Below are 24,551 nucleotides of genomic sequence, written 5' to 3' on the forward strand. Positions count from 1 at the left end.
ATAGGGTTGTCAGGTAGTCCGGGCGAAATACAAGGCTGGGGAGCACGTCGTGTAAGTAGTGGTCCTCTAGGGGCGTACGCTCGGTGGTGTACGCATTGTCCCAAGACCACGCGAGAGTTGGGATCATATCTTGATCAGCATGATTCTCGGCCGCAAGATTGGCATGACCCAGGTTTGGGACGAGGACGACAACGTCGTTCCCGTCACGGTCATCCAGGCTGGCCCCTGCGCTGTCTCGCAGGTTAAAACTCAGGCAACCGACGGCTATGACGCCGTCCAGATCGGTTTCGGCGACATCAAGGCCAAGAACGTGAACAAGCCCATGGCTGGTCACTTCGCCAAGGCTGGCGTCGAGCCTGTCCGCTTCCTTCGTGAGGTCCGCGTCGAGAACGGCGAGGAGCACAAGGTCGGCGAGGTCGTCACCGTCGCTGATTTCGCTGATGTCGAGAAGGTCGACGTCATCGGTACCTCCAAGGGTAAGGGCTTCCAGGGTCGCATCAAGCGCTGGGGTCAGCGCCGCGGTCCTATGACGCATGGTTCTCACTTCCAGCGTCACCCCGGTTCTATCGGTCAGTGCGCCTATCCTGCGCGCGTCCTCAAGGGCGTCAAGATGGCCGGTCACATGGGTAACGAGCGCGTTACCGTCAAGAACCTTTCCGTTGTCCGCATCGATGCCGAGCAGAACCTCATCTTGGTCAAGGGCGCTGTCCCGGGTGCCAAGAATGGTCTCGTCGCCATCCGTATGGCCTAAGGGCCCAGCCCATTTAGCCCAGCGTCATACCAAGGAGAACACTTAAATGGCAAAGTTTGAAGTAAAGAACAGCGAGGGCAAGAAGGTCGCCGAGGCCGAGCTCGCCGCTGAGGTGTACGGCATCGAGCCGAACATCCACGTTATGCACCACATCGTCAAGTGCCAGATGGCCTCTTGGCGTCAGGGCACCCAGTCCGCTAAGGGCCGCTCTGAGGTTTCCGGTGGCGGCAAGAAGCCTTGGCGTCAGAAGGGCACCGGCCGTGCCCGCCAGGGTTCCATCCGTGCTGCCCAGTGGCGTCACGGTGGCGTTGTCTTCGCCCCCAAGCCCCGTTCCTACGCTAAGCGTATGAACAACAAGGAGGTCAAGCTGGCTATGCGCTCCGCGCTGTCCGCCAAGCTGGCCGATGGCGAGCTCGTGCTCGTCGACGACTACGGCTTCGAGAAGCCTTCCACCAAGGCTGCCGTCGCCATGCTCAAGGCTCTCGGCCTTGAGGGCAAGCGTCTGACCATCATCGTTCGCGATGAGGACGTCAACGCCTACCTGTCGTTCCGCAACATTCCCAAGACGTTCATCATCACCGCTGACGAGGCCAACACCTACGATCTCGTCAACAACAACGCCGTGCTGATGCCCGCCGACATCGCCGCTCACTTCGGGGAGGTGCTTGCATAAATGACCGCCCACGAGATCATCATCCGTCCGATCGTGTCCGAGCGTTCCTTCTCCGGCATGGAGCTGAACAAGTACACGTTCGAGGTCGCCAAGGATGCTAACAAGTATCAGATCAAGGACGCTGTCGAGGAGATCTTCGGCGTCAAGGTCGTTCGCGTGAACACCCTGACGGTCAAGCCCAAGACCAAGCGCGTGCGCTATGTCGCCGGCAAGACCCGTTCTTGGAAGAAGGCCATCGTCACGCTGGCCGAGGGCGACACCATCGAGGTCTTTGGCAACCAGGCCTAAGACTCGCTGCTGTTGAGTGAGCTCATGCCTCCCAAAAAGGGGAGGCGAGAGCTCAAGGTTTTGGGCGTATAAAATGGACACGCCCGGAACCGTGTATACGTCCGGTGTCATCGCACCCGAGGCAGAACCTCGAATCCCTGTCTGCGATGGCTAACGGATTCCTATTGAAAGGGATTGTAATGGCTGTAAAGCACCTTAAGCCGACCTCCGCTGGTAGGCGTTGGCAGACGATCTCCGACTTCTCCGAGATCACCTGCACCAAGCCCGAGAAGTCTCTTCTCGAGCCCCTGCCCAAGAAGGCCGGTCGTAACAACAACGGCCGCATCACCACCCGCCACCAGGGCGGCGGCGTGAAGCGTCGTTACCGCGTGATCGACTTCAAGCGCAACAAGGACGGCGTGCCCGCCAAGGTCGCCACGATCGAGTACGATCCGAACCGTTCCGCTCGCATCGCTCTGCTGCACTACGCTGACGGTGAGAAGCGCTACATCCTGGCCCCCAAGGGCCTCGAGGTCGGTCAGACCATCATGTCCGGTTCTGACGCCGACATCAAGCCGGGCAACGCTCTGCCCCTCGCCGACATCCCCGTCGGTACGCTCATCCACGCCGTCGAGTTCCAGCCGGGCAAGGGCGCTGCTATCGCCCGTTCCGCCGGTAACTCCTGCCAGCTGATGGGTAAGGAGGGCAAGTACGCCATCGTCCGTATGCCTTCCTCCGAGATGCGCCGCATCCTCGTTACCTGCCGCGCCACCGTCGGTGAGGTCGGCAACGCCGATCACTCCAACATCGTCATCGGCAAGGCCGGCCGTAAGCGTCACATGAACGTGCGCCCGACCGTCCGCGGTACCGTCATGAACCCTGTCGACCACCCGCACGGCGGTGGCGAGGGCAAGAACCACACCTCTGGTCGTCCCTCCGTTACCCCCTGGGGTAAGCCGACGAAGGGCCTTCGTACGCGCAAGAAGAAGAAGGTCTCGAACCAGCACATCATTCGTCGCCGTAAGAAGTAATTTCGGATACCGAGTTTTAGGAGAAAGCACTTATGAGCAGAAGTCTCAAAAAGGGCCCGTTCGTGGAGACTCGCCTTCTCTCGCGTATCACCGCGATGAACGAGGCTGGCAAGAAGGACGTCGTGAAGACCTGGTCCCGCGCGTCCACCATCTTCCCCGAGATGGTTGGTCACACCATCGCCGTCCACGACGGCCGCAAGCATGTGCCCGTGTATGTTACCGAGTCCATGGTTGGTCACAAGCTCGGCGAGTTCGCGCCGACTCGTACGTTCCGTGGCCACAAGGCCAAATAGGGGGTTAACCGTAAATGGCAACTAAGTCTATTGAAACTGAGGCCACCGAGGTTCGCGCCGTCGCTAAGTACGTGCGTGTTTCCCCCAGCAAGGCCCGCCTGGTGGTCGATCTGATCCGCCGCAAGCCTGTCGCTCAGGCCTTCGACATCCTCCACTTCTGCGACCGCGCCGTCGCCGTGGATGTCGAGAAGGTTCTCCGTTCCGCCGTTGCGAACGCCGAGAACAACAACGGTCTGCGTGCCGACAACCTGGTTGTCGCCGCTGCCTATGTTGACGAGGGTCCGACGCTTAAGCGCATCCGTCCCCGCGCCAAGGGTTCCGCTTCTCGCATTCTGAAGCGTACTTCCCACATCACCGTCGTCGTTGCTCCTCGAAAGGAGGCGTAAAGCTGTATGGGTCAGAAAGTCTACCCCACCGGCTTCCGTCTTGGCATCACCGAGAACTGGCGCTCCCGCTGGTTCGCAGAGAAGGATTACGCTAAGACCCTCGGTAACGATCTCGAGATCCGCAAGTACCTCGAGAAGCGTCTTTCCCGCGCAGCTGTCTCCCGCGTCGAGATCGAGCGCGCTGGCGACAAGGTGAAGGTCATCATCCTCACCGCTCGCCCTGGCGTTGTCATCGGTAAGAAGGGTGCCGAGATCGATACCCTCCGCACCGAGCTCGAGAAGGTTGCTGGCGTCTCCAAGGGCCAGCTCTCCGTCGACGTTGTCGAGATCAAGCGCCCCGAGCTCGACGCCAACCTCGTTGCTCAGTCTATCGCCGAGCAGCTCGAGGGCCGCGTTGCCTTCCGTCGCGCCATGCGCAAGGCTGTCCAGTCCGCCCGCAAGGCCGGCGCTAAGGGCATCCGTATCCAGTGCTCCGGTCGTCTCGGCGGTGCCGAGATGGGCCGTCGTGAGTGGTACCGTGAGGGTCGCGTGCCTCTGCACACCCTCCGTGCCAAGATCGACTACGGCACGGCTGTCGCCAGCACCACCATGGGCGCTTGCGGCGTGAAGGTCTGGATCTACCTGGGCGAGAAGCTCCCGGGCCAGCCTGTTCCCAACCCTGCACTCGAGGGCTCTTCCCGTCCTCGTCGTCGTAACTCCGAGAGGAGGGGTCAGTAGTGCTTGCCCCTAAGCGTATTCTTCACCGCAAGGTGCAGCGTGGCTCCATGAAGGGCCAGGCCAAGGGTAATACCGAGCTGCATTTCGGCGAGTTTGGTATCCAGGCTCTCGAGGCCCATTGGATCACCAACCGTCAGATCGAGGCCGCTCGTATTGCCATGACCCGCTACATGAAGCGTGGCGGTCGTGTCTACATCACGATCTTCCCCGATAAGCCCATCACCAAGAAGCCTGCCGAGACTCGCATGGGTTCTGGTAAGGGTAACCCCGAGGAGTGGGTGGCCGTCGTCAAGCCCGGCCGCATCATGTTCGAGGTCAAGGGCGTGCCCGAGGAGGTCGCTCGCGAGGCTCTGCGTCTTGCACAGCATAAGCTTCCCATCAAGACCAAGATTGTTGCTGCCAAGAACGCTGAGCAGCGCATCGAGAAGGAGATGGCTGAGGAGGCCGCTCTCGAGGCCAAGTGGGCTGCTGAGGACGCCGCCGCCGCCAAGGAGGAGAACTAATGAAGCCCGCAGAGATTCGTGAGCTCTCGGACGCTCAGCTCGTTGAGAAGCTGAAGGAAATGCGCGCCGAGCTCTTTAACCTTCGTTTCCAGATGGCCACCAGCCAGCTGGACAACACCGCTCGCGTCAACACCGTGAAGAAGGACATCGCTCGCGTCCTCACGGAGCAGCGCGCCCGCGAGATCGCAGCGGAGAAGTCCGCTGTCGCCGAGTAGGACCTAAGGAGAGAACATGACTGATTCGCGTAACTCGCGTAAGGTCCGTACGGGTGTCGTTACCTCCGTCTCCGGTGCCAAGACCATTGTTGTCACCATCACCGAGCACAAGCGTCACCCCAAGTACGGCAAGATGATGACCAGCTCCAAGAAGCTGCACGCTCACGACGAGGAGTGCACGGCTGGCGTGGGCGATACCGTCCGCGTTATGGAGACCCGTCCTATGTCCAAGATGAAGCGTTGGCGCCTCATCGAGGTCGTCGAGCGCGCTAAATAAGCAGTCGCTCTTACGACTTGTACGTTTCCGAAGATGTGCGTATGCCTGGCTTGCATACCACGGGCCGTATAAAGGCTGCGCACCTCTCTTCGGTTCTTAGTTCGGAGGAACATCTACCATGATTCAGATGCAAACCATGCTGAACGTCGCCGACAACTCCGGCGCTCGCAAGATTCGCTGCATCAAGGTGCTTGGCGGTTCCAAGCGTCGTTATGCAGGCATCGGCGATGTGTTCATCGGTGCTGTCCAGGAGGCTACCCCTGGCGCCAACGTCAAGAAGAAGGACGTTGTCCGTTGCGTCGTCGTTCGCACCGTTAAGGAGATCCGCCGCAAGGATGGCTCCTACATTCGCTTTGATGAGAACGCCTGCGTTGTCATCAACAACGATGGTTCGCCCGTCGGCACCCGTATCTTCGGGCCTGTCGCTCGCGAGCTTCGTGACAAGAAGTACATGAAGATCGTCTCGCTCGCTCCCGAGACCCTGTAGTTAGGGGAGATATATGTATATCAAGAAGGGCGATAAGGTCCAGGTTCTCTCTGGTAAGGATCGCGGCAAGCAGGGCGTTATCCTGCGTGCTCTCCCCGCCGAGAACAAGGTCGTTGTCGAGGGCGTTTCGGTCGTCAAGAAGGCCGTCAAGCCCAACGCTGCCAACCAGCAGGGCGGCATCGTTTCGCAGGAGGCTCCCATCGACGCCTCCAACGTCAATCTCGTTTGCCCCGAGTGCGGTAAGGTTACCCGCGTCGGTCACGAGAAGGACGGCAAGAACAAGCTGCGCGTCTGCAAGAAGTGCGGCCACAAGTTCTAAGCTGCCCGCAACATCAAGTTGCTAGCAAAGGCCCGGATGCTCCACGGCACCCGGGTCTTTTTCTATCCCTACTCATTGGGGACAGACTTAAATGAGTGGCCGTTGAAATGCCGGCACCTGGGGGCGTTCATTTTCTGTCGGCAGCTGGGGACGACCATTCATTGGGGACAGACTTAAATGACCAGTCGTTGGGGGGACAGTCTCTATGTGCCGGCAGTTTGGGACGATCCTTTGATGTCTGATGCCCCCAGAGGAGTGAAGTAATACAGCTGGGTCTGTCTTTTAGGGCTTTGGTGTTCCGCCCCTTTATGTTTCACAAGGATCGTCGCATGCGCATTTACGCGCATAGCCTTGCGCGACAATGCGCATAGCCGCGCAAACATCTGCCAACTATGGCTAAATAATGACCGATAAGCAAATAAATACGCAAACACGAGCAGATACGCGCGCAATTGTGCGACTATAGGTTTGTTAGAAATGAAGGACTTCCGATGACTCAGGAGGCACATCATGGCAGATTCCAAACAGGCTCCGCTCGACGCCGAGGCAGCCGCAAAGGCGGCGTTTGCCTCGGTCCAGAATCAGCCGTTCCCAAACGACATCTTTACGGCTCCCGAGCTTCGTTGGGCTGTAATTGGGTGTGGCGTTATCGCCAACCAGATGGCTCAGTCTCTCGCCCTTGCCGGCCGAAAGCTCGCGGGCGTTGCCAACCGCACGCTGTCCAAGGCTCAGGCTTTTGCAGAGCAGTATGGCGTTGAGAAGGTCTATGGCACGGTCGAGGATCTCTACGCCGATCCGGACATTGACGCAGTCTATATCACCACGCCGCACAACACGCATATCACCTATCTGCGAGCCGCTCTGGCAGCTGGCAAGCACGTGCTCTGCGAGAAGGCCATTACCCTCAATTCCGCCGAGCTTGACGAGGCCCGCGCCATTGCCGACGAGCACAACGTGGTCCTTATGGACGCCACCACGGTGCTTCACATGCCCTTGTATCAGGAGCTGCGTCGTCGCATGGATGTCGGCGAGTTCGGCCGCATGAATCTCGCTCAGCTCAACTTTGGCAGCTATAAGGAGTACGGCGACCTGACCAACCGCTTCTACAACCGTAGCCTTGCCGGTGGCGCCATGCTCGACATTGGCGTGTATGCGCTCTCCGTTATGCGCCTCTTTATGGCGAGCCAGCCCGCTGAGGTTGTCTCGCTGGGCAACACCTGTGAGACCGGTGTCGACGTTGCGGGCGGCATTGTCTGCCGTAACGCCGAGCAGCAGCTGGGTGTTGTGAGCCTTACGCTCCACTCCAAGCAGCCCAAGCGCTCGGTCATCAGCTTCGACAAGTGCTATATCGAGGTCAACGAGTATCCGCGCGCCGATCACGCGACCATCGTGTGGACTGTGGACGGCCACCGCGAGGAGGTCCACGCCGGCACCGAAGCTTACACCCTTTGCTATGAGATGGCCGATCTTGAGAAGGCCGTTGCCGGCGACGACTCCAAGCGCGAGCTGCTGGATTATGCTTCTGATGTTATGGAGCTTATGACCAAGCTCCGCGCCGATTGGGGAGTCGTGTACCCCGAGGAGGAGTAAGCGATGCTTGCGGAAGATAGGCTCAATGCGATCGTGTCGATGGTGCAGCAGGCCGGCTCGGTTACCGTGCCGGAACTTGCCGAGGCCCTGGGCGTGACACCGTCCACCATTCGCCGTGACTTGCAAACGCTCGACCGCGCGCACCGTATCGCCAAGGTGCACGGAGGTGCGACGAGTCTGGAGCGCGCGCACGTGACGCGCGACTTGACGATCAGCGAACGCAGTGATCTCCATAACGATGACAAGGAGCGCATCTGTGCTCGTGCCGCGGCCCTGGTGGAGCCCGATAGCTTTGTGTATATCGATTCGGGCTCAACGACCCTCAAGCTCATCGAGCATCTTCCGCGTCTCGACGGCGTCACCTATGTGACCGATTCCGTGCTCCATGCTCAGCACCTTGCTTTGCGCGGCATGCGTACCGTGGTGCTGGGCGGCGAGCTCAAACCCGAGACCGAGGCGCTCGTTGGCCCCGATGCCTTGGCAACCCTGGACCGCTATAACTTCAACTGCGGCTTTTGGGGATCCAACGGCATCGCGGCCGAGCAAGGTCTCACCACACCGGATATCGAGGAAGCACAGGTCAAGCGTATCTCGATGCGCCATACCGCCAAACGCTTCGTAATCTCGGACGCCAGTAAATTTGGCATGGTGGCGCCCGTCAAGTTCGCGGACTTCCGCGACGCAACGATTATTACCGCAGGCGATGTCCCCGCCAAGTACCGGGCAATGGACAACGTCATCACGGTCTAACAGCAGGGGACGGGCTAAGGCCAAAACCACCGCAAAGGGGCGGGAACCTTTGTGGTGGTTTTGACGTTTGCCCAGATAAAACCTGCCAAAATAAACCTGTCCCTTTTCGGCAGGTTTTAGGGCTCCCAGGGGCAGGGGGCTTCGATGTGGATGTGCTCACCGGTTACGGGATGCGTAAAGGACACGCTGTGGGCATGGAGCATCAGGCCGCAGGGGCGCGGCGTTCCGTACAGGTCGTCGCCAACCAGGGGATGACGCTCGCTCGCCAGGTGCACACGGATTTGGTGTTTGCGGCCGGTGAGCAGCTCGACATCGATATACGAGCGTGTGGGCAGGCCACGACGGCTCTTAAGACGCTTGAGCACCTTCACGCGCGTCTGAGACGGCTTGCCGCTGGCGCCAACGCGCATCTTGCGGCTATCGTGACGGTCGCGGGCGATGGGCTTGTCGATGAGCTTTTCGTCCCAGTCGATCTTGCCCTCGGCGAGCGCGAGGTAGTGCTTTTCGAAAGCGTGGTCGATGACCATCTGGTCAAAGGCAGGTTGCGTCTGCTTGTCGAGCGAGAACAGCACCACGCCGGTGGTGTCACGGTCCAGACGGTTGAGCGGCTGCATGTCGGTCGCGGCAAAGCCGTCGCCCATCGCCAGCAGCAGGTCGCTGGCGTAGTCGGTGAGCGTGCGCTCGCCGGTGCCGTCGCCGTGGACGATCATGCCGGCGGGCTTGTCGATGGCCATGAGCCAGGCGTCGCAGTAGAGGACTTGAGGTTCTTCGTTCACGTGTAAGCCTTTCGGTTAGCTGATTCCCACAAACATGCAGCCCGAGGTCGCCCCGCGCAGACGGGCGGCGGGCTTGCGGCCGGCCTGCGCGGCCTCGACGGCACGACGGACGCGGGCGACGGCACGGCCCACCTCATCCGTCTCGAGCAGCGTTCCGTCCACCATGAGACGACGCACGCCGGCATCGAGCAGCTGAGGAACCTGCGGCGTGAGGTCGATGGGGTAAGCATCGTACAGGCGAGAGCGGCCGTGGATGTCGGTACGCACCGGCATGACCTTTCCGTCGATATTCTTGAGCGAGAGCTTGCGGACACGCAGGCGGCAGTTGGCGCAATCGTGGATGCAGCCGTTGGCAACCTGCAGAATGCAATGCTCGCTTGTCATGACGCGCGGCCGGCCAAAGACGGTGATGCCCAGAGTCGCGGGCGCGGCGGCGCCGAGCGAGACAATCTCGTCGAGTGTGATCTCGGGCGAGAGCCAAAACGCACCGGCTCCGCGCTCGGCAAGCGCCTCCATGCAGGGCGTGTTGTGCACCGGCAGGCAAGAGCGAATCTCGGCCGTGGCGCCAACCTGGGCGGCCAGGGCAAGCTCAGAGATGTTGCCAATAGCGACCGTGGCGCCGGCAACAACCCACGGGTCGACGCGCTCGTGGTCAACGGCACGGCAGACCTCGTCGAGCACGGGCACGATGCCCTGCTCAAACGCATCGGCGGGGGAGAGCTCGGCCGCATCGAGCGCGTCGGTGGTCATGTAGATGCGCGTTGCACCCTCCGCTCGCGCTGCCTCGGCGGCCTCGAGCGAGGTGACGGTGGCGCAGATCTGCGGCTCGTCGCGGTAGTGCTCGGGCATGGGCCGCGTACATTTGTCGAGCACCGGCAGCTCGAGCGTGCGGGCACGCTCGTCATACGGTGCCAGAATGGCCTCCTCCAGCGCCTTGCAGGCGGCGGCGCGCACCTTGTGCACAGCGGAGAAGCCCATGCCGCAGCCCTTATCGAGCGCCACATCAAAGCTCGCGGACTCAAAGGGCGAGGACCCCATGCGGCCCACATGCTCTACCAGATCGGACGCCTCGACCGCGCGGGTCTTGGCGGCCTCGACGGTAAAGCCCGTGGCCGTGGCCGTAAGCGAAGGGGCGTCGCAGCAAGTAAGCGTGACGGCAAACGGTTCGCCCAAACGCGCCACAACGGTTACATCAACGGCGCGGCGGCGCAGCACATCGCGCTTGAGCGCGGCGCCGGCAGCGTCAATGGCGCGCTGGCTTCGAATCACGCGCACGCGGCAGCCCTCGGGCATGCTGCGAGGCACGCGGCACTCGATGATGTCACCGGCGGCGGCATCATCGGCGGCAATGGTGGTCAGGAACTGGTCAAACTCGTTATCGTGGCGAAGCTCCAGCAGGTCGCCCTTGCCCACGGGCTCAAACAACTCAATGCGGGCGATGGCGGCGCGCCGACGGCGGTCGTCGGGCTTGAGGCCGCGCACATCGCGGTTGGCCGGGCGGCTGCCCAGCACCGTGCCCACGATCTGGCCGCGGTTGTTGGAGCGCTCGTAGCTCATCATCTCGTCACCCGAGGTACCGTCTTGGTAGGCGTGCGTAAAGTCGCGGTTAAAGCAGCGCTTGAGCTGTCGCTGGCGGGCTGCATCCTCATCCTTGGAGGTCGAAACATCGGCCAGCATGTCATCAATCTGATGACGATACACGTCGACGATGGAGTACACGTAATCGGGGGCCTTCATGCGGCCCTCGAGCTTGAGCGATGCGGCGCCGGCGTCATACAGACGGCGAACAAGCTGCGAAGTGTTGGTGTCGCGCGGGCATAGCGCACGCTCGCGACCGGCAGGGGAGAGCGAGCGGCCGTTCTCGTCGATCAGCTCGTAGGGCAGGCGGCAGGGCTGGGCGCACATGCCGCGGTTGGCCGAGCGGCCCGCCATGGCAAAGCTCGAGAGCAGGCACAGGCCCGAGTAACAAAAGCAGATGGCACCGTGGCTAAAGACCTCGAGGTCCACATCGGGTGCGGCGTCGTGGATGGCGACGATCTCGTCAATGGAGAGCTCGCGCGACAAGGTCACTCGGTCGGCGCCCTGCTCACGGCACCAAAGGGTTCCGCGGTCGTCGTGGATGTTTGCTTGGGTTGAGATGTGCGTCTCGATGCCGGGCATGGTGCGCTTGACTTCAAAGAACAGACCCCAGTCCTGGATAATGAAGGCGTCGGCGCCCAGCGTTGAGCAGCGATAGATGAGTTGCAGCGCATCGTCCATCTCGGACTGCTTGATGACGATGTTGACCGTGACGTAGACGCGCGACCCGGCTAGATGTGCGGCGCGGCAGGCTTGCTCAAAGGTCTCGTCGGTAAAGTTGGTGGCCTTGCGGCGGGCGTTGAAGCTGCCCATGCCGCAGTAGATGGCGTCTGCCCCGGCGGCGAGTGCGGCGGCAAAGGGCTCGGGTCCTCCGGCGGGCGCTAAAAGCTCGGGTCTGCGGTTGGTGGTTCGACTGGCGGTTGCGGTCATATCCTGCCTTTCAAAATGCTCAGATACTCAAAAGTATAGTGGCGTCGCTGCGGTGGGCGACGCCCGCAGCCTAAGCAGGACAAAGTCTTCAGCAGCTTGGACTGGCTGCTCCACATGAGAACCGTTCAGCGGTTCGGGGAAACCGTTGGGCGATAAAATATTCTCGCAACGTGATAATAATCTTGCATCGCGCGGAAACCTTGAGTACTATCCCAATCAAGCGCGGTGTTCAGACCGAACTGTGCCTCCCGGTGTGAACACCGCGCTCACGCTCTCTCAATTGATCGTAAGGAGAAAAACATGAGCAAGACCGTCGTGTCTTCCGATAACGCACCCGCAGCCATCGGCCCGTATTCCCCCGGTATCCAGGCCGGCAACATGGTGTTCCTGTCCGGCCAGCTGGGCATCGATCCCGCGACTGGCAAGATGCCCGAGGGCGTCGAGGCCCAGGCCAAGCAGTCCCTCGCCAACGTTGAGGCCCTGGTGACCGCTGCCGGCGCTACCTTTGCCGATGTCGTCAAGACCACGGTCTACCTGGCCGACATCGCCGACTTCGCTGCCGTGAACGAGATCTACGCTTCCAAGTTCGAGGCTCCGTTCCCCGCGCGCAGCGCTTTCCAGGTTGCCGCTCTTCCGGCCGGCGGTCTGGTCGAGATCGAGGTCGTCGCCGCTCTCTAAGGCGTTGGCCACAACTAAACATGACATGCAAAAAGACCCTGCAGCGCGTGCGAGCTGCAGGGTCTTTTATCAAGTGACGGATCGCTTGTGGAGCCGCGCTCCATTTTGCCCGTTAGCCTTCCTTGCGGACTTTTTGCAGGTAGCGGTAGACGCTGGGCTCCGAGATGCCCAGCGCGGTGGCGGCGCAGGACACGGCGCCCTTGAGCATGAACACCCCGTTGCCGTTGAGGTGGCGAATGACGTCCACGCGGTCGCTCTGACCAAGCGACGCCACATCCAGCCCGCGCGCGCTCAGCAACTCGGCAATGCTGCGGTCGATGAGCTCCTGTGTAGACTCCGAAAGACTTTCGACCTCGATAGACGCGGGCTCCGCCTGCCTTGGCACAGCGTCGAAGCAGGCCATGAGCTGCTGAGCCATGGCGTTGATGGAGCGTACCGTGGAAAGATCGGTGTTGACGCAGAGCATGCCGACGATCTCGTTATCCTCGCGGATAAAGTACGTCGCTGACTCCAACGTCTTGCCGCCGGCACCGCGCCCCTCGTAGCCCGTAATAAACGGCAGGTCGCGATACTTGGCGTCGTGCATGATCTTGAGTGCCAGATCGGTGGCGGGACCGCCGACCTTGCGGCCGCTCACGATGCCGTTGCGAATATCAACGATGGCGTGGTCGGGATCCGAGAAATCGTGCAGCACGATTTCGCTGTTTTTGCCGAGTACCTGCTCCAGAAAATCGACCATCGGCAAAAAGCGACGTACGGTCTCGTTCACGGGCAACTCCTTTGGGTGAAATCGGAAATGTTCATAACAATTTTTTCTCATGGTAACACGGTGTCTATTGATTCACATATTCGCAGGTACATTGCGTAATACGGACGAGCGGTAGGAATTTGGCGGTAAACGGTCGACCAAAAGAAAAGTTAGATGCTATTTTGACAGGACACTTTCCTGACCTGCGGAAATGCATTGTCTCAGCTCAAGAATAGTCTGATAACAAAAAATTATTATTGAGAATGAGAAAAATCTTTAATACGATATGCAACGAAGGCACAACCTCACCCCCGCACTGCGTCACAATAGAGCGCTAGATGCGAAAACAACTACTTCGAGGATTGGTGGTCAAATGGCCCAGGAGACGGTTACGAACGGCACTGAAGCCCTGTTCACTCGCGAAGGCATGCCGCCCGTTACGGAAATGATTCCGTGTGCCCTTCAGCATGTGCTGGCATCGTTTGCCGGCATCATTACCCCGGCGGTCATCATGGCCGGCGTCTACGGCTTTAATAGCCAGCAGAGCACCGACATCATTCAGGTTGCGCTCATTCTTTCGGCAATCGACACGGCCCTTCAAGCCTTCGCTCCCTTCCGTCGCATCGGCGGCGGCCTGCCCATCGTCATGGGCGTTTCGTTCGCGTTCCTGCCGGCCCTGCAGGCCATGGGTGCCTCGGGCTTTAGCTTTGGTGCGCTGCTGGGCGGCGAGATTGTCGGCGGTGCCGTCGCGGTCCTCTTTGGTCTGGCCTACAGCAAGATTAAGTGGCTGTTCCCGCCCGTCGTGACCGGTACGGTCATCTTCTCCATCGGCGTTTCGCTGTATCCCACGGCCGTCAAGTATATGGCCGGCGGTATGGGTACGCCGCTGTGGGGCACCCCGCAGGCCTGGTGCGTCGCTCTTATCACCTTCGCCGTGGTCTTTGCGCTCGCCAACTTTGGCAAGGGCACGCTCAAGCTGGGATCCGTGTTCTTTGGCATGATCGTTGGCATGATTGTCTCCATCCCCTTTGGCATGATCGACTTCTCCAGCGTCGCCACCGCTCAGGTCTTCGCCCTTCCCAAGCTCATGCCCTACGCACTCGAGTTTGATCCCGAGGTCTGCATTACCCTCGCCGTCGTGTTCCCCATGGTCGCCATCCAGGTTATCGGCGACGTCTCCGCTGCCTGCCTGGGCTCCATCGACCGTATGCCCACCGAGCGCGAGCTTTCCGGCGCTATCGTGTCCCAGGGCCTCACCTCTATGGTCGGCGGCCTGCTGGGCGGTCTTCCCACCAGCGCCCTTGGCCAGAACGTGGGCATCATCTGCTCCAACAAGGTCGTCAACAAGTGGGTCTTTGTGATCATCGCGGCCGTCTTTGCCATCGCCGGTCTGTTCCCGCAGCTCTCTGCCGTCCTTTCCGCTATCCCGCAGCCCGTCATCGGCGGCGCGACCGTCGGCGTCTTTGGCACCATCACCATGAACGGCGTGCGCATGTTCACCCGCGAGGGCCTCACGCAGCGCACTACCACCATCGTCGGTACCTCCGTCGTCTTTGGCCTGGGTATCTGGATGGCCAGCGGTTGCCTTGCCGGCGAGGGTATGCCCACCTGGGTTTCCACCGTCATCGGCTCCAATGCCGTAACCCCCACCGCCATCATGGCCATTGTCCTTAACCTGATCCTTCCGCAGACGCCGGTCGTGGCCCAGCACATCGATGCTGCCAAGGACGCTGCCGTGGATCTGGTCTTGCCCGAGAGCAAGAAGTAACCAATTCGGTGCTATTCGTCGGCGGACGCATCGCCTCGTCCGCCGACGTCATGCGGCGCCAAGCCGCACTTCAAAGGGTTTGTCCCTTTGGTGAAGCGTTGACGGGAGAGGGCCCGTTTCCGGTGTAGGCCGGCGCTTCGCACTCCGCCATGTCAGAGGTGTCAAACCCCGCCTCTGATGTCGAAGGGAGCATCCATGCTTCTGGTCGCTAACGGTTCCGTCTTTACCCGCAACGCTCAGACCCCGTTTATTCCAAACGGTGCGGTCGCCATTGACGGAGATACGATCGTCGAAGTGGGCCCCGAGTGCGAGCTCAAGGCCAAGTACCCGGATGCCGAGTACGTCGACGCCCAGGGCAACCTCATCATGCCCGGACTCATCAACTGCCACACCCACATCTATTCGGGTCTAGCCCGCGGCCTTGCCATCAAGGGCTGCAACCCCACCAACTTCCTGGAGAATCTTGAGCAGCAGTGGTGGAAGATCGACGACAACCTGACGCTCGACGGCACCAAGGCCAGCGCCTATGCCACGATCTTGGACTCCATCCGCGACGGCGTCACCACGATCTTCGATCACCATGCGAGCTTCTGTGAGATCCCGGGTAGCCTCTTTACCATTAAGGACGCAGCTCAGGAGCTGGGCATGCGTTCGTGCCTGTGCTACGAGGTCTCCGATCGCCGCGGCCAGGAAAAATGCGACCAGGCCATTGCCGAGAACGCCGAATTTGCCCAGTGGGCCGCCAAGGAGCGTCGCGATAACGACAACCATATGATCGCCGCCATGTTTGGCGGACATGCCACCTTTACGCTTTCGGACGAGACCATGGATAAGATGGCCGAGGCCAACAACGGCCTGACCGGCTTCCACATCCATGTGTGCGAGGGCATGAACGACGTGTGGGATTCCCGCCTCAACCGCGGCGGCATCAGCCCCGTCGAGCGCCTGCTGCAGCACAACCTGCTGGGTCCCGACACCATGCTGGGCCACTGCATCCACGTGACGCCTGCCGAGATGGATATCGTCAAGGAGTCCGGCACCTGGCTCGTCAACAACCCCGAATCCAATATGGGCAACGCCGTGGGCTGCGCCCCCGTGCTCGAGTTCTTCCGCCGCGGCATCCCCGTGTGCATGGGCACCGATGCCTACACCCACGATATGCTCGAGAGCCTCAAGGTCTTCCTGATCATTCAGCGTCACAACGCCGCTATGCCCAACGTGGGCTGGTGCGAGGCAATGACGATGCTGTTCGAGAACAACGCCAAGATGGCCAGCAAGTACTTCGATCGCAAACTCGGTGTGCTCGAGGCCGGCGCTGCCGCCGACGTCATCGTCATGGACTACAAGCCCTTTACGCCGCTGAGCGAGGAGAATATCGACGGCCACATGCTCTTTGGCATGATGGGCAAAAACTGCCGCACCACCATCATCAACGGCCGCATCCTGTACAAGGATCGCGAGTTCGTTGGCATTGATGAGGAAAAGATCAACGCGTGGACCATGGCTGAGTCCAAGAAGCTCTGGAGCACGCTCAACGATCGCACCTACTAATTTCAAGTAGATTCACGCGCGTCGGATGTTTCGCCGCATTCGACGCGCGTATAGGCGGCCTCCGCGGGGTCGCCGGCGCCGTGCTAGCGCTACACCGTATTTGCGCCCGCCGCGCGGTCTCGCCGGGCGTTACAGAGAGGAGCTCATTATGAGCGACATCATGAGGCCGATCCCGTTTTCGCAGCTGATGAACTGGATCATCGAGGAGCACAAGACCCAGGACGCCATCTTTGGCGTGCGTAAGATGGTCACGACCAACCAGGAGGGCGCGCTTCCCATTTTTGACGAGCGCATCGAGACTCCGTTTGGCCCGGCCGCCGGCCCCAACACGCAGCTGGCCCAGAACATCGTGGCATCCTACGTGGCCGGCTCCCGCTTCTTTGAGCTCAAGACCGTTCAGGTTATGGACGGCGAGGAGCTCTCCAAGTGCGTCAACAAGCCCTGCATCGTGGCGCAGGACGAGTGTTACAACTGCGAGTGGTCGACCGAGCTCGAGGTTCCGCAGGCTTTTGCCGAGTACGTGAAGGCATGGTTCGCCTGCCACCTCATCGCTCGCGAGTACGGCCTGGGCAGCCCGGATGGCTTTGTCTTTAACATGTCCGTGGGCTATGACCTCGAGGGTATTAAGAGCCCCAAGGTCGATGCCTACATCGAGGGCATGAAGGACGCCAGCGGCTCCGACGTCTGGAACGAGTGCCGCGCATGGGCGCTCGCCAACCTGGACAAGTTTGAGCATGTCGACGCCGCGTTTGTCGAGTCCATCCCGGCACGCGTCTCCAACTCCATCACCGAGTCCACGCTGCACGGCTGCCCGCCCGCCGAGATCGAGCGCATCGCGACCTATCTGATCACCGAGAAGGGCCTCAACACCTACATCAAGTGCAACCCCACGCTGCTGGGCTATGAGTTTGCCCGCCAGCGTCTGAACGAGCTGGGCTTTGACTACATCGTCTTCGACGATACGCACTTCCGCGAGGACCTGCAGTGGGCCGACGCCGTGCCCATGTTCGAGCGCCTGATTGCCCTGTGCGCCGAGCACGGCCTGGAGTTTGGCGTCAAGCTGACCAACACGTTCCCCGTTGACGTGACCAGGGACGAGCTGCCTTCCACCGAAATGTACATGTCGGGCCGTTCGCTGTTCTCGCTGACCATCGAGGCCGCCCGTCGCATTACCGAGCAGTTCGATGGCAAGCTGCGCATCAGCTACTCTGGCGGTGCCACGGTCTACAACATCCGCGCCCTGTACGATGCCGGCATTTGGCCCGTTACTCTGGCGACCGATGTGCTCAAGCCCGGTGGCTACGAGCGCTTTAGCCAGATGGCAGGCGAGTTTACCGACCTGGATGGTAAGCCGTTCGCGGGCGTCTCTCTCGAGGCCGTGACTGCGATTCAGACCGATTCGCTCACCAACCCGCTCTACAAGAAGCCGCTACGCCCGCTGCCCGACCGCAAGGTCGCCGGCAAGAGCCCGCTTTCCGACTGCTTTACCACGCCGTGCCGTACGAGCTGCCCCATTCAGCAGGACATTCCCGCCTACTTGGCGGCTGTTGACGAGGGCCGCTACGAGGACGCGCTCAACATCATCATCGAGCGCAATGCCCTGCCGTTCATTACCGGCACCATCTGCCCGCATCCCTGCGGCCGTGCCTGCGAGCGTGCATTTTACGAGCCCGAGGGCGCCCAGATTCGCGCCAGCAAGCTCAAGGCCGCCCGTGAGGCCATGGCCGCCGTGCTGCCCAAGCTGCGCGCCCAGGCCATCGCAAACGACGGCGACCGCAACGTTGCCGTTATCGGCGGCGGCCCGGCCGGCCTGGCGACCGCGTTCTTCCTGACGCGTGCCGGCGTGCCCGTCACCATCTTTGAGGCTCGCGATTCGCTCGGCGGCGTGGTTCGTCGCGTCATCCCCGAGTTCCGCATTGCGAGCGACGATATCTCCCACGATGCCGAACTCTGTCTGGCCTTTGGCGCCAAGGTACAGCTCAACGCCCGCGTGGAGTCCATCGACGAGCTCAAGGCCCAAGGCTTTACCGACGTGGTCGTTGCCACCGGTGCCTGGATGCCCGGCTCTGCGGGCCTGGGCGAGGGCGCCGAGCTCGACGTGCTGGAGTTCCTCGAGGCCGCCAAGAAGGGCGAGAAGCTCGAGCTGGGCGAGGACGTCGTGGTCATTGGCGCCGGCAACACCGCCATGGACGCGGCCCGCGTGGCCAAGCGTCTGGCTGGCGTGAAGAACGTGCGCCTGGTGTATCGCCGCACCAAGAAGCAGATGCCCGCTGACGAGGAAGAGCTTGATCTTGCTCTTGCCGACGGCGTTGAGTTCTGCGAGCTGCTGGCGCCCAAGGCGCTCAACGGTGCCGTGCTGACCTGCGACGTTATGGAGCTTGGCGAGCCGGATGCAAGCGGCCGTCGCAGCCCTGTCGCCACGGGCGAGACCGTCGAGCTTTCCGCCACCACGGTGATCTGCGCCGTGGGCGAGGGCATCGATGCCAGCCTGTACGATGCCGCGGGCGTCGAGCACGACCGTCGCGGCCGCCTTGCCGCCACCTCCACTGGCGTCGAGGGCGTCTGGGCTGCGGGCGACTGCCGCCGCGGTCCTGCCACCGTGGTCGAGGCTATCGCCGACGCCGCCGAGGTCGCCCGTGCCATCGCCGGCGTGGACTTTAACAAGTACGCCGACTGCAACGAGCAGGCCGGCCGCGAGGACACCTGCTACGAGCGCAAGGGGTCGCTGTGCCGCGACAAGCGCAACTGCACCAAGACCCGCTGCCTGGGCTGCGGCTCGGTGTGCGAGGTCTGCTGCGACGTGTGCCCCAACCGCGCCAACGTGGCAATTAAGGTGCCGGGCCTGGCCAAGCATCAGGTCGTCCATGTCGACGGCATGTGCAACGAGTGCGGTAACTGCGCCGTGTTCTGCCCCTACCAGGAGGGTCGTCCCTACAAGGACAAGCTCACCCTGTTCTGGAGCGAGCAGGACATGGAGAACTCCGAGAACGAGGGCTTCCTGGCCGTGGACGAGGACCACTTTAAGGTCCGCGTCGCCGGCACGGTCCGCACCGTCTCGGTCGATGCCGTCAACACCGGTCTTCCCGAGGCCGTCCGCCTGACCATCAGGGCCGTGCGCGACAACTATTCGTACCTTCTTAAGAAATAGGCGAGTCTCTTATGGCCAAATCCATTCAACATAACGTGGCCTACGTTGCCTGCGGAAGCGGTTGCGCCTCCGCAGGCGGCGACGCCCGCTGCAGCGAAGGCTGCATTGGCTGTGGCGCCTGCGTCACGGCCTGTCCCCACGGCGCCATTTCGCTGGTCGATGGCATCGCCCGCGTGGATCGCTCCAAGTGCACGGGCTGCGGCCTGTGCGGCATGGCGTGCCCGCAGCGCGTGATTGCCTTCGTCCCCGGCTACCAGAACATTCTGGTGCGCTGCAACAACACCGATAAGGGCGCCATTGCGCGCAAGGTCTGCGACACGAGCTGCATCGGTTGCGGTATGTGCGCCAAAAAGTGCCCTGCCGGCGCTATCCGCATCGAGGACAACTGCGCCCATATCGACGGCGTGGACTGCCTGTCGTGCGGCATGTGCGCCGTCGTCTGCCCGCATGGCGCCATCCACGACCGCACCGGCATCGCCGCCGGCGTGTAGAAGGGAATCACCATGGCACAGGAATTCACTTTTACCGTTAACGGCGTCGAGTGCACGACGACTCAGAACAAGCCACTGCTGCGCTATCTGCGCGACGACCTGCACATTCACTCCGCCAAGGACGGCTGCTCCGAGGGCGCCTGCGGCACCTGCACCATTCATGTGGACGGTGCGGCCGTCAAGGCGTGCGTGCTGACCACCGCTCTTGCCGCCGGCCGCAACATCGTGACCGTCGAGGGCCTGCCCGAGGACGTGCGCGAGGCCTTTGTGTACGCCTTTGGCGCCGTGGGCGCCGTGCAGTGCGGTTTTTGCATTCCCGGCATGGTCATGGCGGGTGCGGCGCTCATCGCCGAGGACCCCGAGCCCACTGAGGAGCAGATCAAGTACGCCATTCGCGGTAACGTCTGTCGCTGCACCGGCTACAAAAAGATTATCGAGGGCATCTCGCTGGCCGCTGCGGTGCTCCGCGGCGAAAAGCAGATCGACGAGGACCTGGAGCGCGGCGATGACTACGGCGTGGGCAAGCGCGCCTTCCGTATTGACGTGCGCAAGAAGGTGCTCGGCGAGGGCAAGTATCCCGACGACATCGACGAGCTCGATCAGCCGGGCCTGACCTATGCCAGCGCCGTGCGCTCCAGGTATCCGCGCGCCCGCGTGCTCTCCATCGACACCTCCAAGGCCGAGGCCCTGCCCGGTGTAGTGGGCATCCTGCGCGCCGAGGACGTGCCGGTCAACCAGGTCGGCCACCTTATCCAGGACTGGGACGTCATGATCGCTCAGGGCGATATCACCCGCTGCGTGGGCGATGCCATCGTGCTGGTGGTCGCCGAGGACGAGGCGACGCTCGAGAAGGCCAAGAAGCTCGTAAAGATTGACTACGAGCCGCTGGAGCCCGTGCGCAACATTGTCGAGGCCAGGGCCGCCGATGCCCCGCGCCTGCATGACAGCTTCTTTGCCTTCGGCAACACGGTGGAGCTCAAGGACAACGTGTGTCAGAGCCGTCACGTGACGCGCGGCGACGCCGCCAAGGCGCTGGCAGAGAGCGCGTTTACCGTGACGCAGCGCTTTACCACGCCCTTTACCGAGCATGCCTTCTTGGAGCCCGAGTGCGCCGTTGCCTTCCCGTACAAGAACGGCGTCAAGGTGCAGTCGACCGACCAGGGTGCCTACGACACGCGCAAAGAGTGTGCCCATATGTTTGGCTGGGATAGCGAACCCGAGCGCGTGGTCGTCGAGACCATGCTCGTGGGCGGCGGCTTTGGCGGTAAGGAGGACGTTTCGATCCAGCACCTGGCCGCGCTTGCTGCCTATAAGTTCCAGCGTCCTGTGAAGTGCAAGCTCACGCGTGCCGAGTCGCTCGCGTTCCATCCCAAGCGTCATGCCATGGACGGTACCTTTACGCTGGGTTGCGACGCCGAGGGCAACTTTACCGGCCTGGATTGCGAGATCAACTTTGACACCGGCGCCTACGCGTCGCTGTGCGGCCCGGTGCTCGAGCGCGCTTGCACGCATGCTGTCGGCCCCTACAAGTACCAGAACACCGACATTCGCGGTTATGGCTACTACACCAACAACCCGCCCGCCGGCGCGTACCGTGGCTTTGGCGTCTGCCAGTCCGAGTTTGCGCTCGAGAGCCTAATCGACCTGCTGGCCGAGAAGGTCGGCCTGGATCCGTGGGAGATTCGCTACCGCAACGCCATCGAGCCGGGCGAGGTTTTGCCCAACGGTCAGATTGCCGACTGCTCCACGGCGCTGAAGGAGACACTGCTCGAGGTCAAGGATGCCTACTATGCGCATCCCGGACACGCCGGCATTGCCTGCGCCATGAAGAACGCCGGCGTGGGCGTGGGCCTGCCCGATGCCGGCCGCTGCAAGATTCGCATCGAGAACGGCGCGGCCGTGGTCTATGCCGCCACGTCCGACATTGGCCAGGGCTGTAACACCGTCTTTTTGCAAGACGTTGCCGAGGCATGCGGCCTGCCGCTTCGCTGCATCGCCAACGGCGAGTGCTCCACCGAGAACGCTCCCGACTCCGGCACCACGTCTGGCTCGCGTCAGACGGTCGTGACCGGCGAGGCCGTGCGCGGTGCCGCCTTCCTGCTGCGCGATGCCATGCTTGATATCGAGGCCGGCAAGTCTGCGCCCGCCGCTCCCGTGAGTGCGCATGGCGACGGCGTCAAGATCGAGTATGACGACGGCCGCGCCTATCAGCTGCACACGCAGGAACTCGTCGCCGGCCAGGGTATGCACCCTCAGGATCCCGCGGCCGCCATCAAGGCGCTCGAGGGATGCGAGTTTGGCTACGTGTACCTGGAGCCGACCGACAAACTGGGCGCCGACGTTCCCAATCCCAAGAGCCACATCTGCTACGGCTTTGCCACGCATGTGGTCATTCTGGATGATGACGGCCGCGTGAGCGAGGTCTACGCCGCGCACGATTCCGGCAAGGTGGTCAACCCCATCTCCATCCAGGGTCAGATCGAAGGCGGTGTGCTCATGGGTATGGGTTACGCACTTACCGAGGACTGGCCGCTCAAGGACTGCGTGCCCCAGGCAAGGTACGGTACGCTCGGGCTGTTCCGTGCACCCGAGATTCCGGATATCCACGCTATCTACGTGGAGAAGGACGAGCTGTTGCCCGTGGCATACGGCGGCAAGGGCATCGGCGAGATCGCAACGATCCCCACGGCGCCCGCCGTGCAGAACGCCTACCGCGCGTTTGACGGCAAACTACGTCCAGATCTGCCCATGGTGGATACGCCCTACAGCCGCGCCCGTCGCCGCGGGTAGGGTAGGGTGCGGACAGCATTGCTGACGGGCTGTTCGCGCTCAACACCAACTGCATATGCTGCGCCTTTGGCCCCAGCTCCATCGCGAGCCGGGGCCCTTTGTTTGGAGTGGAAACTGCGTCCCGGATTTGGCGCTCAGAACGGGACACGCTTTCCGGATGGGATGCTTGGCGGAAACTACGGCCCAGTTTTTGGCTCCAGAACGGGATGCATTTTCCGGAACGGTCCACGTGCGGTGGTGTACCGCCCCTTTCGTGTGCGCCGCTTGTCGAATTACGTTATAGCTAGCTATATTATAGGAAGGTATAATATAGATAGCTATAACGTAAAGGAAGGATGGTCTATGTTTGTCGGAAGAACAGCGGAAATGTCCGAGCTCAATCGACTGTATGGCACGGACTCCTTTGAGATGCCTGTGATTTACGGCCGCCGTCGTGTGGGTAAAACGCGCCTTATCACAGAGTTTATCCAAGGCAAGAAGGCTATTTACTTTCAAGCTCGTCGCACCAATGCAGAGGCAAACCTGCATGGCTTTAGCCAGGCGATACTTGCGGGCTCCGTTGGTGTTGCTGGCGTGTCGTTTCGTAGTTTTGACGAGGCGTTCGATGCATTGGCTACCATGGCTCGTACGGAACGTTTGATTGTCGTGATCGACGAGTATCCTTATCTCGCCCAATCGAATCCCGAGATCAGCTCGTTGCTGCAAGACAAGATCGATCACTTGTACAAAGAGACCAAGCTTATGCTTATCCTGTGCGGGTCGTCGCTTTCGTTTATGGAAGAGCAGGTGTTGGGCTACGAGAGTCCGCTATACGGTAGGCGTACGGCCCAGTTTAAGATCATGCCGCTCGATTTTATGACGACCCTCGGCCTGTGGCAGAGCATGGGTCGCGAAGACGCTGCAGTTTGCTATGGCATGACGGGTGGCATTCCTGCATATATCGAGAAAGTCGATCCTGCCGCACCGCTCAAGGACAACATCAAACGTCTTTTTCTTACTCCTACGGGCTATCTCTTTGAGGAGCCGAGTAACCTGCTATTGCAGGAGTGCCGCAATCCCGAGCAATATGATGCGATCGTGCAAGCAATTGCCCAGGGGCGCTCGAAGATCTCGGAGATTGCGAGCTCTACGGGAATCCCTGCGAGCAACGTAAAGAGCTATGTGGATAAGCTGGCGTCGCTTGGGATTGTCGAGCGCGAGCTGCCCCTAAACGAGACGAGCAATAAGCGAGCCGTGTATCTGCTGAGCGATCAGATGTTTAGGTTCTGGTACAAGTTTGTTCCGCAGAACATCGGGCTGATTCAAAACGATATGGCCGAGATGGCGTATGAGCGCATTGAGCCGCACGTATCGGATTACATGGGTACGGTCTTTGAGCTTATATGCAGACAATACGTGTACGAACTCGCGCGGGCGGGCCAGCTTGATGTGGTTCCGGCAAGCGTTGGGCGCTGGTGGGGGACGGATAATCGCACGCATACGCAGGAAGAAATCGACTTGATTGTTGACGATGGCGAGGGCACTGCGCTGTTTGCGGAATGCAAATGGCGCAATGAACCGGTGGGCGAAGACGTGCTGCAAAAGCTCGTGCATCGAAGCGAGCTCTTTAGGCGGCAGCACAAAAGCTATGCGATCTTCTCGAAGCGAGGCTTTACGCAAGGATGTCAGGAAGCTGCGGCGAGCAGGGGAGATGCCAAGCTGATTTCGTTTGCCGAGATGTGCGAGCGGAGATAACCAAGCACGCTCTGATGTGATGCTCGGAATGGGTCGCGCTAAGGATGCCAAGCGTAAAACCTTCAATGAAAATGGCGTAAAAACTACATCTGTCATGGCG

General features: G+C 61.2%; 23 protein-coding genes and 1 pseudogene. 21 read left to right on the top strand and 3 right to left on the bottom strand.

Annotated elements, in window-relative coordinates; translation table 11 throughout:
- Positions 1–130: 130 nt before the first annotated feature.
- From rplC to KTF55_RS08440, 14 genes and pseudogenes are all read left to right on the top strand, one after another.
- Complete coding sequence (gene rplC / locus KTF55_RS08375) at positions 131–751, top strand: 50S ribosomal protein L3 (RefSeq protein WP_035137484.1); 621 nt, start codon at positions 131–133, stop codon at positions 749–751.
- A 46-nt stretch (positions 752–797) separates the two neighbouring features.
- Positions 798–1,424 (top strand): 50S ribosomal protein L4, encoded by a 627-nt coding sequence (gene rplD / locus KTF55_RS08380; protein WP_006235032.1) that lies wholly within the window; start codon positions 798–800, stop codon positions 1,422–1,424.
- Positions 1,425–1,712, top strand: a complete 288-nt coding sequence (rplW, locus tag KTF55_RS08385; RefSeq protein WP_022094197.1) for a 50S ribosomal protein L23 — start codon at positions 1,425–1,427, stop codon at positions 1,710–1,712.
- A 179-nt stretch (positions 1,713–1,891) separates the two neighbouring features.
- Positions 1,892–2,722, top strand: a complete 831-nt coding sequence (rplB, locus tag KTF55_RS08390; protein WP_022094198.1) for a 50S ribosomal protein L2 — start codon at positions 1,892–1,894, stop codon at positions 2,720–2,722.
- 32 nt (positions 2,723–2,754) lie between these two features.
- Positions 2,755–3,015, top strand: coding sequence for a 30S ribosomal protein S19 (gene rpsS / locus KTF55_RS08395; protein ID WP_006235035.1), 261 nt, complete (start codon positions 2,755–2,757; stop codon positions 3,013–3,015).
- Positions 3,016–3,029: 14 nt separating this feature from the next.
- Complete coding sequence (gene rplV, locus KTF55_RS08400; protein WP_006235036.1) at positions 3,030–3,401, top strand: 50S ribosomal protein L22; 372 nt, start codon at positions 3,030–3,032, stop codon at positions 3,399–3,401.
- Positions 3,402–3,407: 6 nt separating this feature from the next.
- Positions 3,408–4,118 carry a 30S ribosomal protein S3 gene (gene rpsC / locus KTF55_RS08405; protein ID WP_006235037.1) on the top strand — a complete coding sequence of 237 codons (711 nt, stop codon included), beginning with the start codon at positions 3,408–3,410 and terminating at the stop codon, positions 4,116–4,118.
- Positions 4,118–4,513, top strand: a pseudogene (gene rplP, locus KTF55_RS08410) (50S ribosomal protein L16); the annotation flags it as partial. The gene rpsC and the pseudogene rplP, both read left to right, overlap by 1 nt.
- 107 nt (positions 4,514–4,620) lie before the next feature.
- The gene (rpmC, locus tag KTF55_RS08415; RefSeq protein ID WP_006235039.1) at positions 4,621–4,836 is read left to right on the top strand and encodes a 50S ribosomal protein L29; all 216 of its coding nucleotides are present in this window, start codon (positions 4,621–4,623) and stop codon (positions 4,834–4,836) included.
- Between the two features lie 16 nt (positions 4,837–4,852).
- Positions 4,853–5,113 (top strand): 30S ribosomal protein S17, encoded by a 261-nt coding sequence (gene rpsQ, locus KTF55_RS08420; RefSeq protein ID WP_217108315.1) that lies wholly within the window; start codon positions 4,853–4,855, stop codon positions 5,111–5,113.
- Positions 5,114–5,231: 118 nt separating this feature from the next.
- Positions 5,232–5,600, top strand: a complete 369-nt coding sequence (rplN, locus tag KTF55_RS08425) for a 50S ribosomal protein L14 (protein WP_006235041.1) — start codon at positions 5,232–5,234, stop codon at positions 5,598–5,600.
- Between the two features lie 13 nt (positions 5,601–5,613).
- Entirely contained in the window at positions 5,614–5,919 is a 306-nt protein-coding gene (gene rplX / locus KTF55_RS08430) for a 50S ribosomal protein L24 (protein ID WP_099432059.1), read from the top strand.
- A 510-nt stretch (positions 5,920–6,429) separates the two neighbouring features.
- Positions 6,430–7,509, top strand: a complete 1,080-nt coding sequence (locus KTF55_RS08435) for a Gfo/Idh/MocA family protein (RefSeq protein ID WP_217108316.1) — start codon at positions 6,430–6,432, stop codon at positions 7,507–7,509.
- Positions 7,510–7,512: 3 nt separating this feature from the next.
- Positions 7,513–8,259, top strand: a complete 747-nt coding sequence (locus tag KTF55_RS08440; RefSeq protein WP_217108317.1) for a DeoR/GlpR family DNA-binding transcription regulator — start codon at positions 7,513–7,515, stop codon at positions 8,257–8,259.
- 116 nt (positions 8,260–8,375) lie between these two features.
- Here KTF55_RS08440 and KTF55_RS08445 read toward each other — a convergent pair whose 3' ends face one another.
- Both KTF55_RS08445 and KTF55_RS08450 read right to left on the bottom strand, forming a co-directional pair.
- Complete coding sequence (locus KTF55_RS08445) at positions 8,376–9,035, bottom strand: RluA family pseudouridine synthase (RefSeq protein WP_226790692.1); 660 nt, start codon at positions 9,033–9,035, stop codon at positions 8,376–8,378.
- A 15-nt stretch (positions 9,036–9,050) separates the two neighbouring features.
- Positions 9,051–11,543 carry a U32 family peptidase gene (locus KTF55_RS08450; protein WP_217108318.1) on the bottom strand — a complete coding sequence of 831 codons (2,493 nt, stop codon included), beginning with the start codon at positions 11,541–11,543 and terminating at the stop codon, positions 9,051–9,053.
- Positions 11,544–11,843: 300 nt separating this feature from the next.
- Here KTF55_RS08450 and KTF55_RS08455 point away from each other — a divergent pair, with 300 nt between their 5' ends.
- Complete coding sequence (locus KTF55_RS08455; RefSeq protein WP_217108319.1) at positions 11,844–12,221, top strand: Rid family detoxifying hydrolase; 378 nt, start codon at positions 11,844–11,846, stop codon at positions 12,219–12,221.
- 112 nt (positions 12,222–12,333) lie between these two features.
- Here the strand turns inward: KTF55_RS08455 and KTF55_RS08460 are convergent, their stop codons facing one another.
- Complete coding sequence (locus KTF55_RS08460; RefSeq protein WP_226790694.1) at positions 12,334–12,990, bottom strand: transcriptional regulator; 657 nt, start codon at positions 12,988–12,990, stop codon at positions 12,334–12,336.
- Between the two features lie 352 nt (positions 12,991–13,342).
- On the opposite strand from KTF55_RS08460, the gene KTF55_RS08465 reads away from it, so the two are divergent.
- The 6 genes from KTF55_RS08465 to KTF55_RS08490 all read left to right on the top strand — a co-directional run bounded on the left by KTF55_RS08465 (position 13,343) and on the right by KTF55_RS08490 (position 24,451).
- Entirely contained in the window at positions 13,343–14,737 is a 1,395-nt protein-coding gene (locus KTF55_RS08465; protein ID WP_138339630.1) for a uracil-xanthine permease family protein, read from the top strand.
- 195 nt (positions 14,738–14,932) lie between these two features.
- Positions 14,933–16,288, top strand: a complete 1,356-nt coding sequence (gene ssnA, locus KTF55_RS08470; protein WP_217108320.1) for a putative aminohydrolase SsnA — start codon at positions 14,933–14,935, stop codon at positions 16,286–16,288.
- A gap of 148 nt (positions 16,289–16,436) precedes the next feature.
- Positions 16,437–19,436, top strand: coding sequence for a putative selenate reductase subunit YgfK (ygfK, locus tag KTF55_RS08475; protein ID WP_217108321.1), 3,000 nt, complete (start codon positions 16,437–16,439; stop codon positions 19,434–19,436).
- An 11-nt stretch (positions 19,437–19,447) separates the two neighbouring features.
- Entirely contained in the window at positions 19,448–19,927 is a 480-nt protein-coding gene (locus tag KTF55_RS08480; protein ID WP_217108322.1) for a 4Fe-4S binding protein, read from the top strand.
- 12 nt (positions 19,928–19,939) lie between these two features.
- The gene (gene xdh, locus KTF55_RS08485; RefSeq protein WP_217108323.1) at positions 19,940–22,717 is read left to right on the top strand and encodes a selenium-dependent xanthine dehydrogenase; all 2,778 of its coding nucleotides are present in this window, start codon (positions 19,940–19,942) and stop codon (positions 22,715–22,717) included.
- A 342-nt stretch (positions 22,718–23,059) separates the two neighbouring features.
- The gene (locus KTF55_RS08490) at positions 23,060–24,451 is read left to right on the top strand and encodes an ATP-binding protein (protein ID WP_161156506.1); all 1,392 of its coding nucleotides are present in this window, start codon (positions 23,060–23,062) and stop codon (positions 24,449–24,451) included.
- Positions 24,452–24,551: the final 100 nt, after the last annotated feature.

Origin of the sequence: Collinsella sp. MSK.8.10 (assembly GCF_019041915.1) — a bacterium.
Lineage (GTDB): Bacteria > Actinomycetota > Coriobacteriia > Coriobacteriales > Coriobacteriaceae > Collinsella.

Excerpts from the sequence above, each read along its gene's own strand:
- rplD (WP_006235032.1), top strand. The coding sequence starts at position 798 with ATGGCAAAGTTTGAAGTAAAGAACAGCGAGGGCAAGAAGGTCGCCGAG.
- rplW (WP_022094197.1), top strand. The coding sequence starts at position 1,425 with ATGACCGCCCACGAGATCATCATCCGTCCGATCGTGTCCGAGCGTTCC.
- rplB (WP_022094198.1), top strand. The coding sequence starts at position 1,892 with ATGGCTGTAAAGCACCTTAAGCCGACCTCCGCTGGTAGGCGTTGGCAG.
- rpsS (WP_006235035.1), top strand. The coding sequence starts at position 2,755 with ATGAGCAGAAGTCTCAAAAAGGGCCCGTTCGTGGAGACTCGCCTTCTC.
- rplV (WP_006235036.1), top strand. The coding sequence starts at position 3,030 with ATGGCAACTAAGTCTATTGAAACTGAGGCCACCGAGGTTCGCGCCGTC.
- rpsC (WP_006235037.1), top strand. The coding sequence starts at position 3,408 with ATGGGTCAGAAAGTCTACCCCACCGGCTTCCGTCTTGGCATCACCGAG.
- rpmC (WP_006235039.1), top strand. The coding sequence starts at position 4,621 with ATGAAGCCCGCAGAGATTCGTGAGCTCTCGGACGCTCAGCTCGTTGAG.
- rpsQ (WP_217108315.1), top strand. The coding sequence starts at position 4,853 with ATGACTGATTCGCGTAACTCGCGTAAGGTCCGTACGGGTGTCGTTACC.
- rplN (WP_006235041.1), top strand. The coding sequence starts at position 5,232 with ATGATTCAGATGCAAACCATGCTGAACGTCGCCGACAACTCCGGCGCT.
- rplX (WP_099432059.1), top strand. The coding sequence starts at position 5,614 with ATGTATATCAAGAAGGGCGATAAGGTCCAGGTTCTCTCTGGTAAGGAT.
- KTF55_RS08435 (WP_217108316.1), top strand. The coding sequence starts at position 6,430 with ATGGCAGATTCCAAACAGGCTCCGCTCGACGCCGAGGCAGCCGCAAAG.
- KTF55_RS08440 (WP_217108317.1), top strand. The coding sequence starts at position 7,513 with ATGCTTGCGGAAGATAGGCTCAATGCGATCGTGTCGATGGTGCAGCAG.
- KTF55_RS08450 (WP_217108318.1), bottom strand. The coding sequence starts at position 11,543 with ATGACCGCAACCGCCAGTCGAACCACCAACCGCAGACCCGAGCTTTTA.
- KTF55_RS08455 (WP_217108319.1), top strand. The coding sequence starts at position 11,844 with ATGAGCAAGACCGTCGTGTCTTCCGATAACGCACCCGCAGCCATCGGC.
- KTF55_RS08465 (WP_138339630.1), top strand. The coding sequence starts at position 13,343 with ATGGCCCAGGAGACGGTTACGAACGGCACTGAAGCCCTGTTCACTCGC.
- ssnA (WP_217108320.1), top strand. The coding sequence starts at position 14,933 with ATGCTTCTGGTCGCTAACGGTTCCGTCTTTACCCGCAACGCTCAGACC.
- ygfK (WP_217108321.1), top strand. The coding sequence starts at position 16,437 with ATGAGCGACATCATGAGGCCGATCCCGTTTTCGCAGCTGATGAACTGG.
- KTF55_RS08480 (WP_217108322.1), top strand. The coding sequence starts at position 19,448 with ATGGCCAAATCCATTCAACATAACGTGGCCTACGTTGCCTGCGGAAGC.
- xdh (WP_217108323.1), top strand. The coding sequence starts at position 19,940 with ATGGCACAGGAATTCACTTTTACCGTTAACGGCGTCGAGTGCACGACG.
- KTF55_RS08490 (WP_161156506.1), top strand. The coding sequence starts at position 23,060 with ATGTTTGTCGGAAGAACAGCGGAAATGTCCGAGCTCAATCGACTGTAT.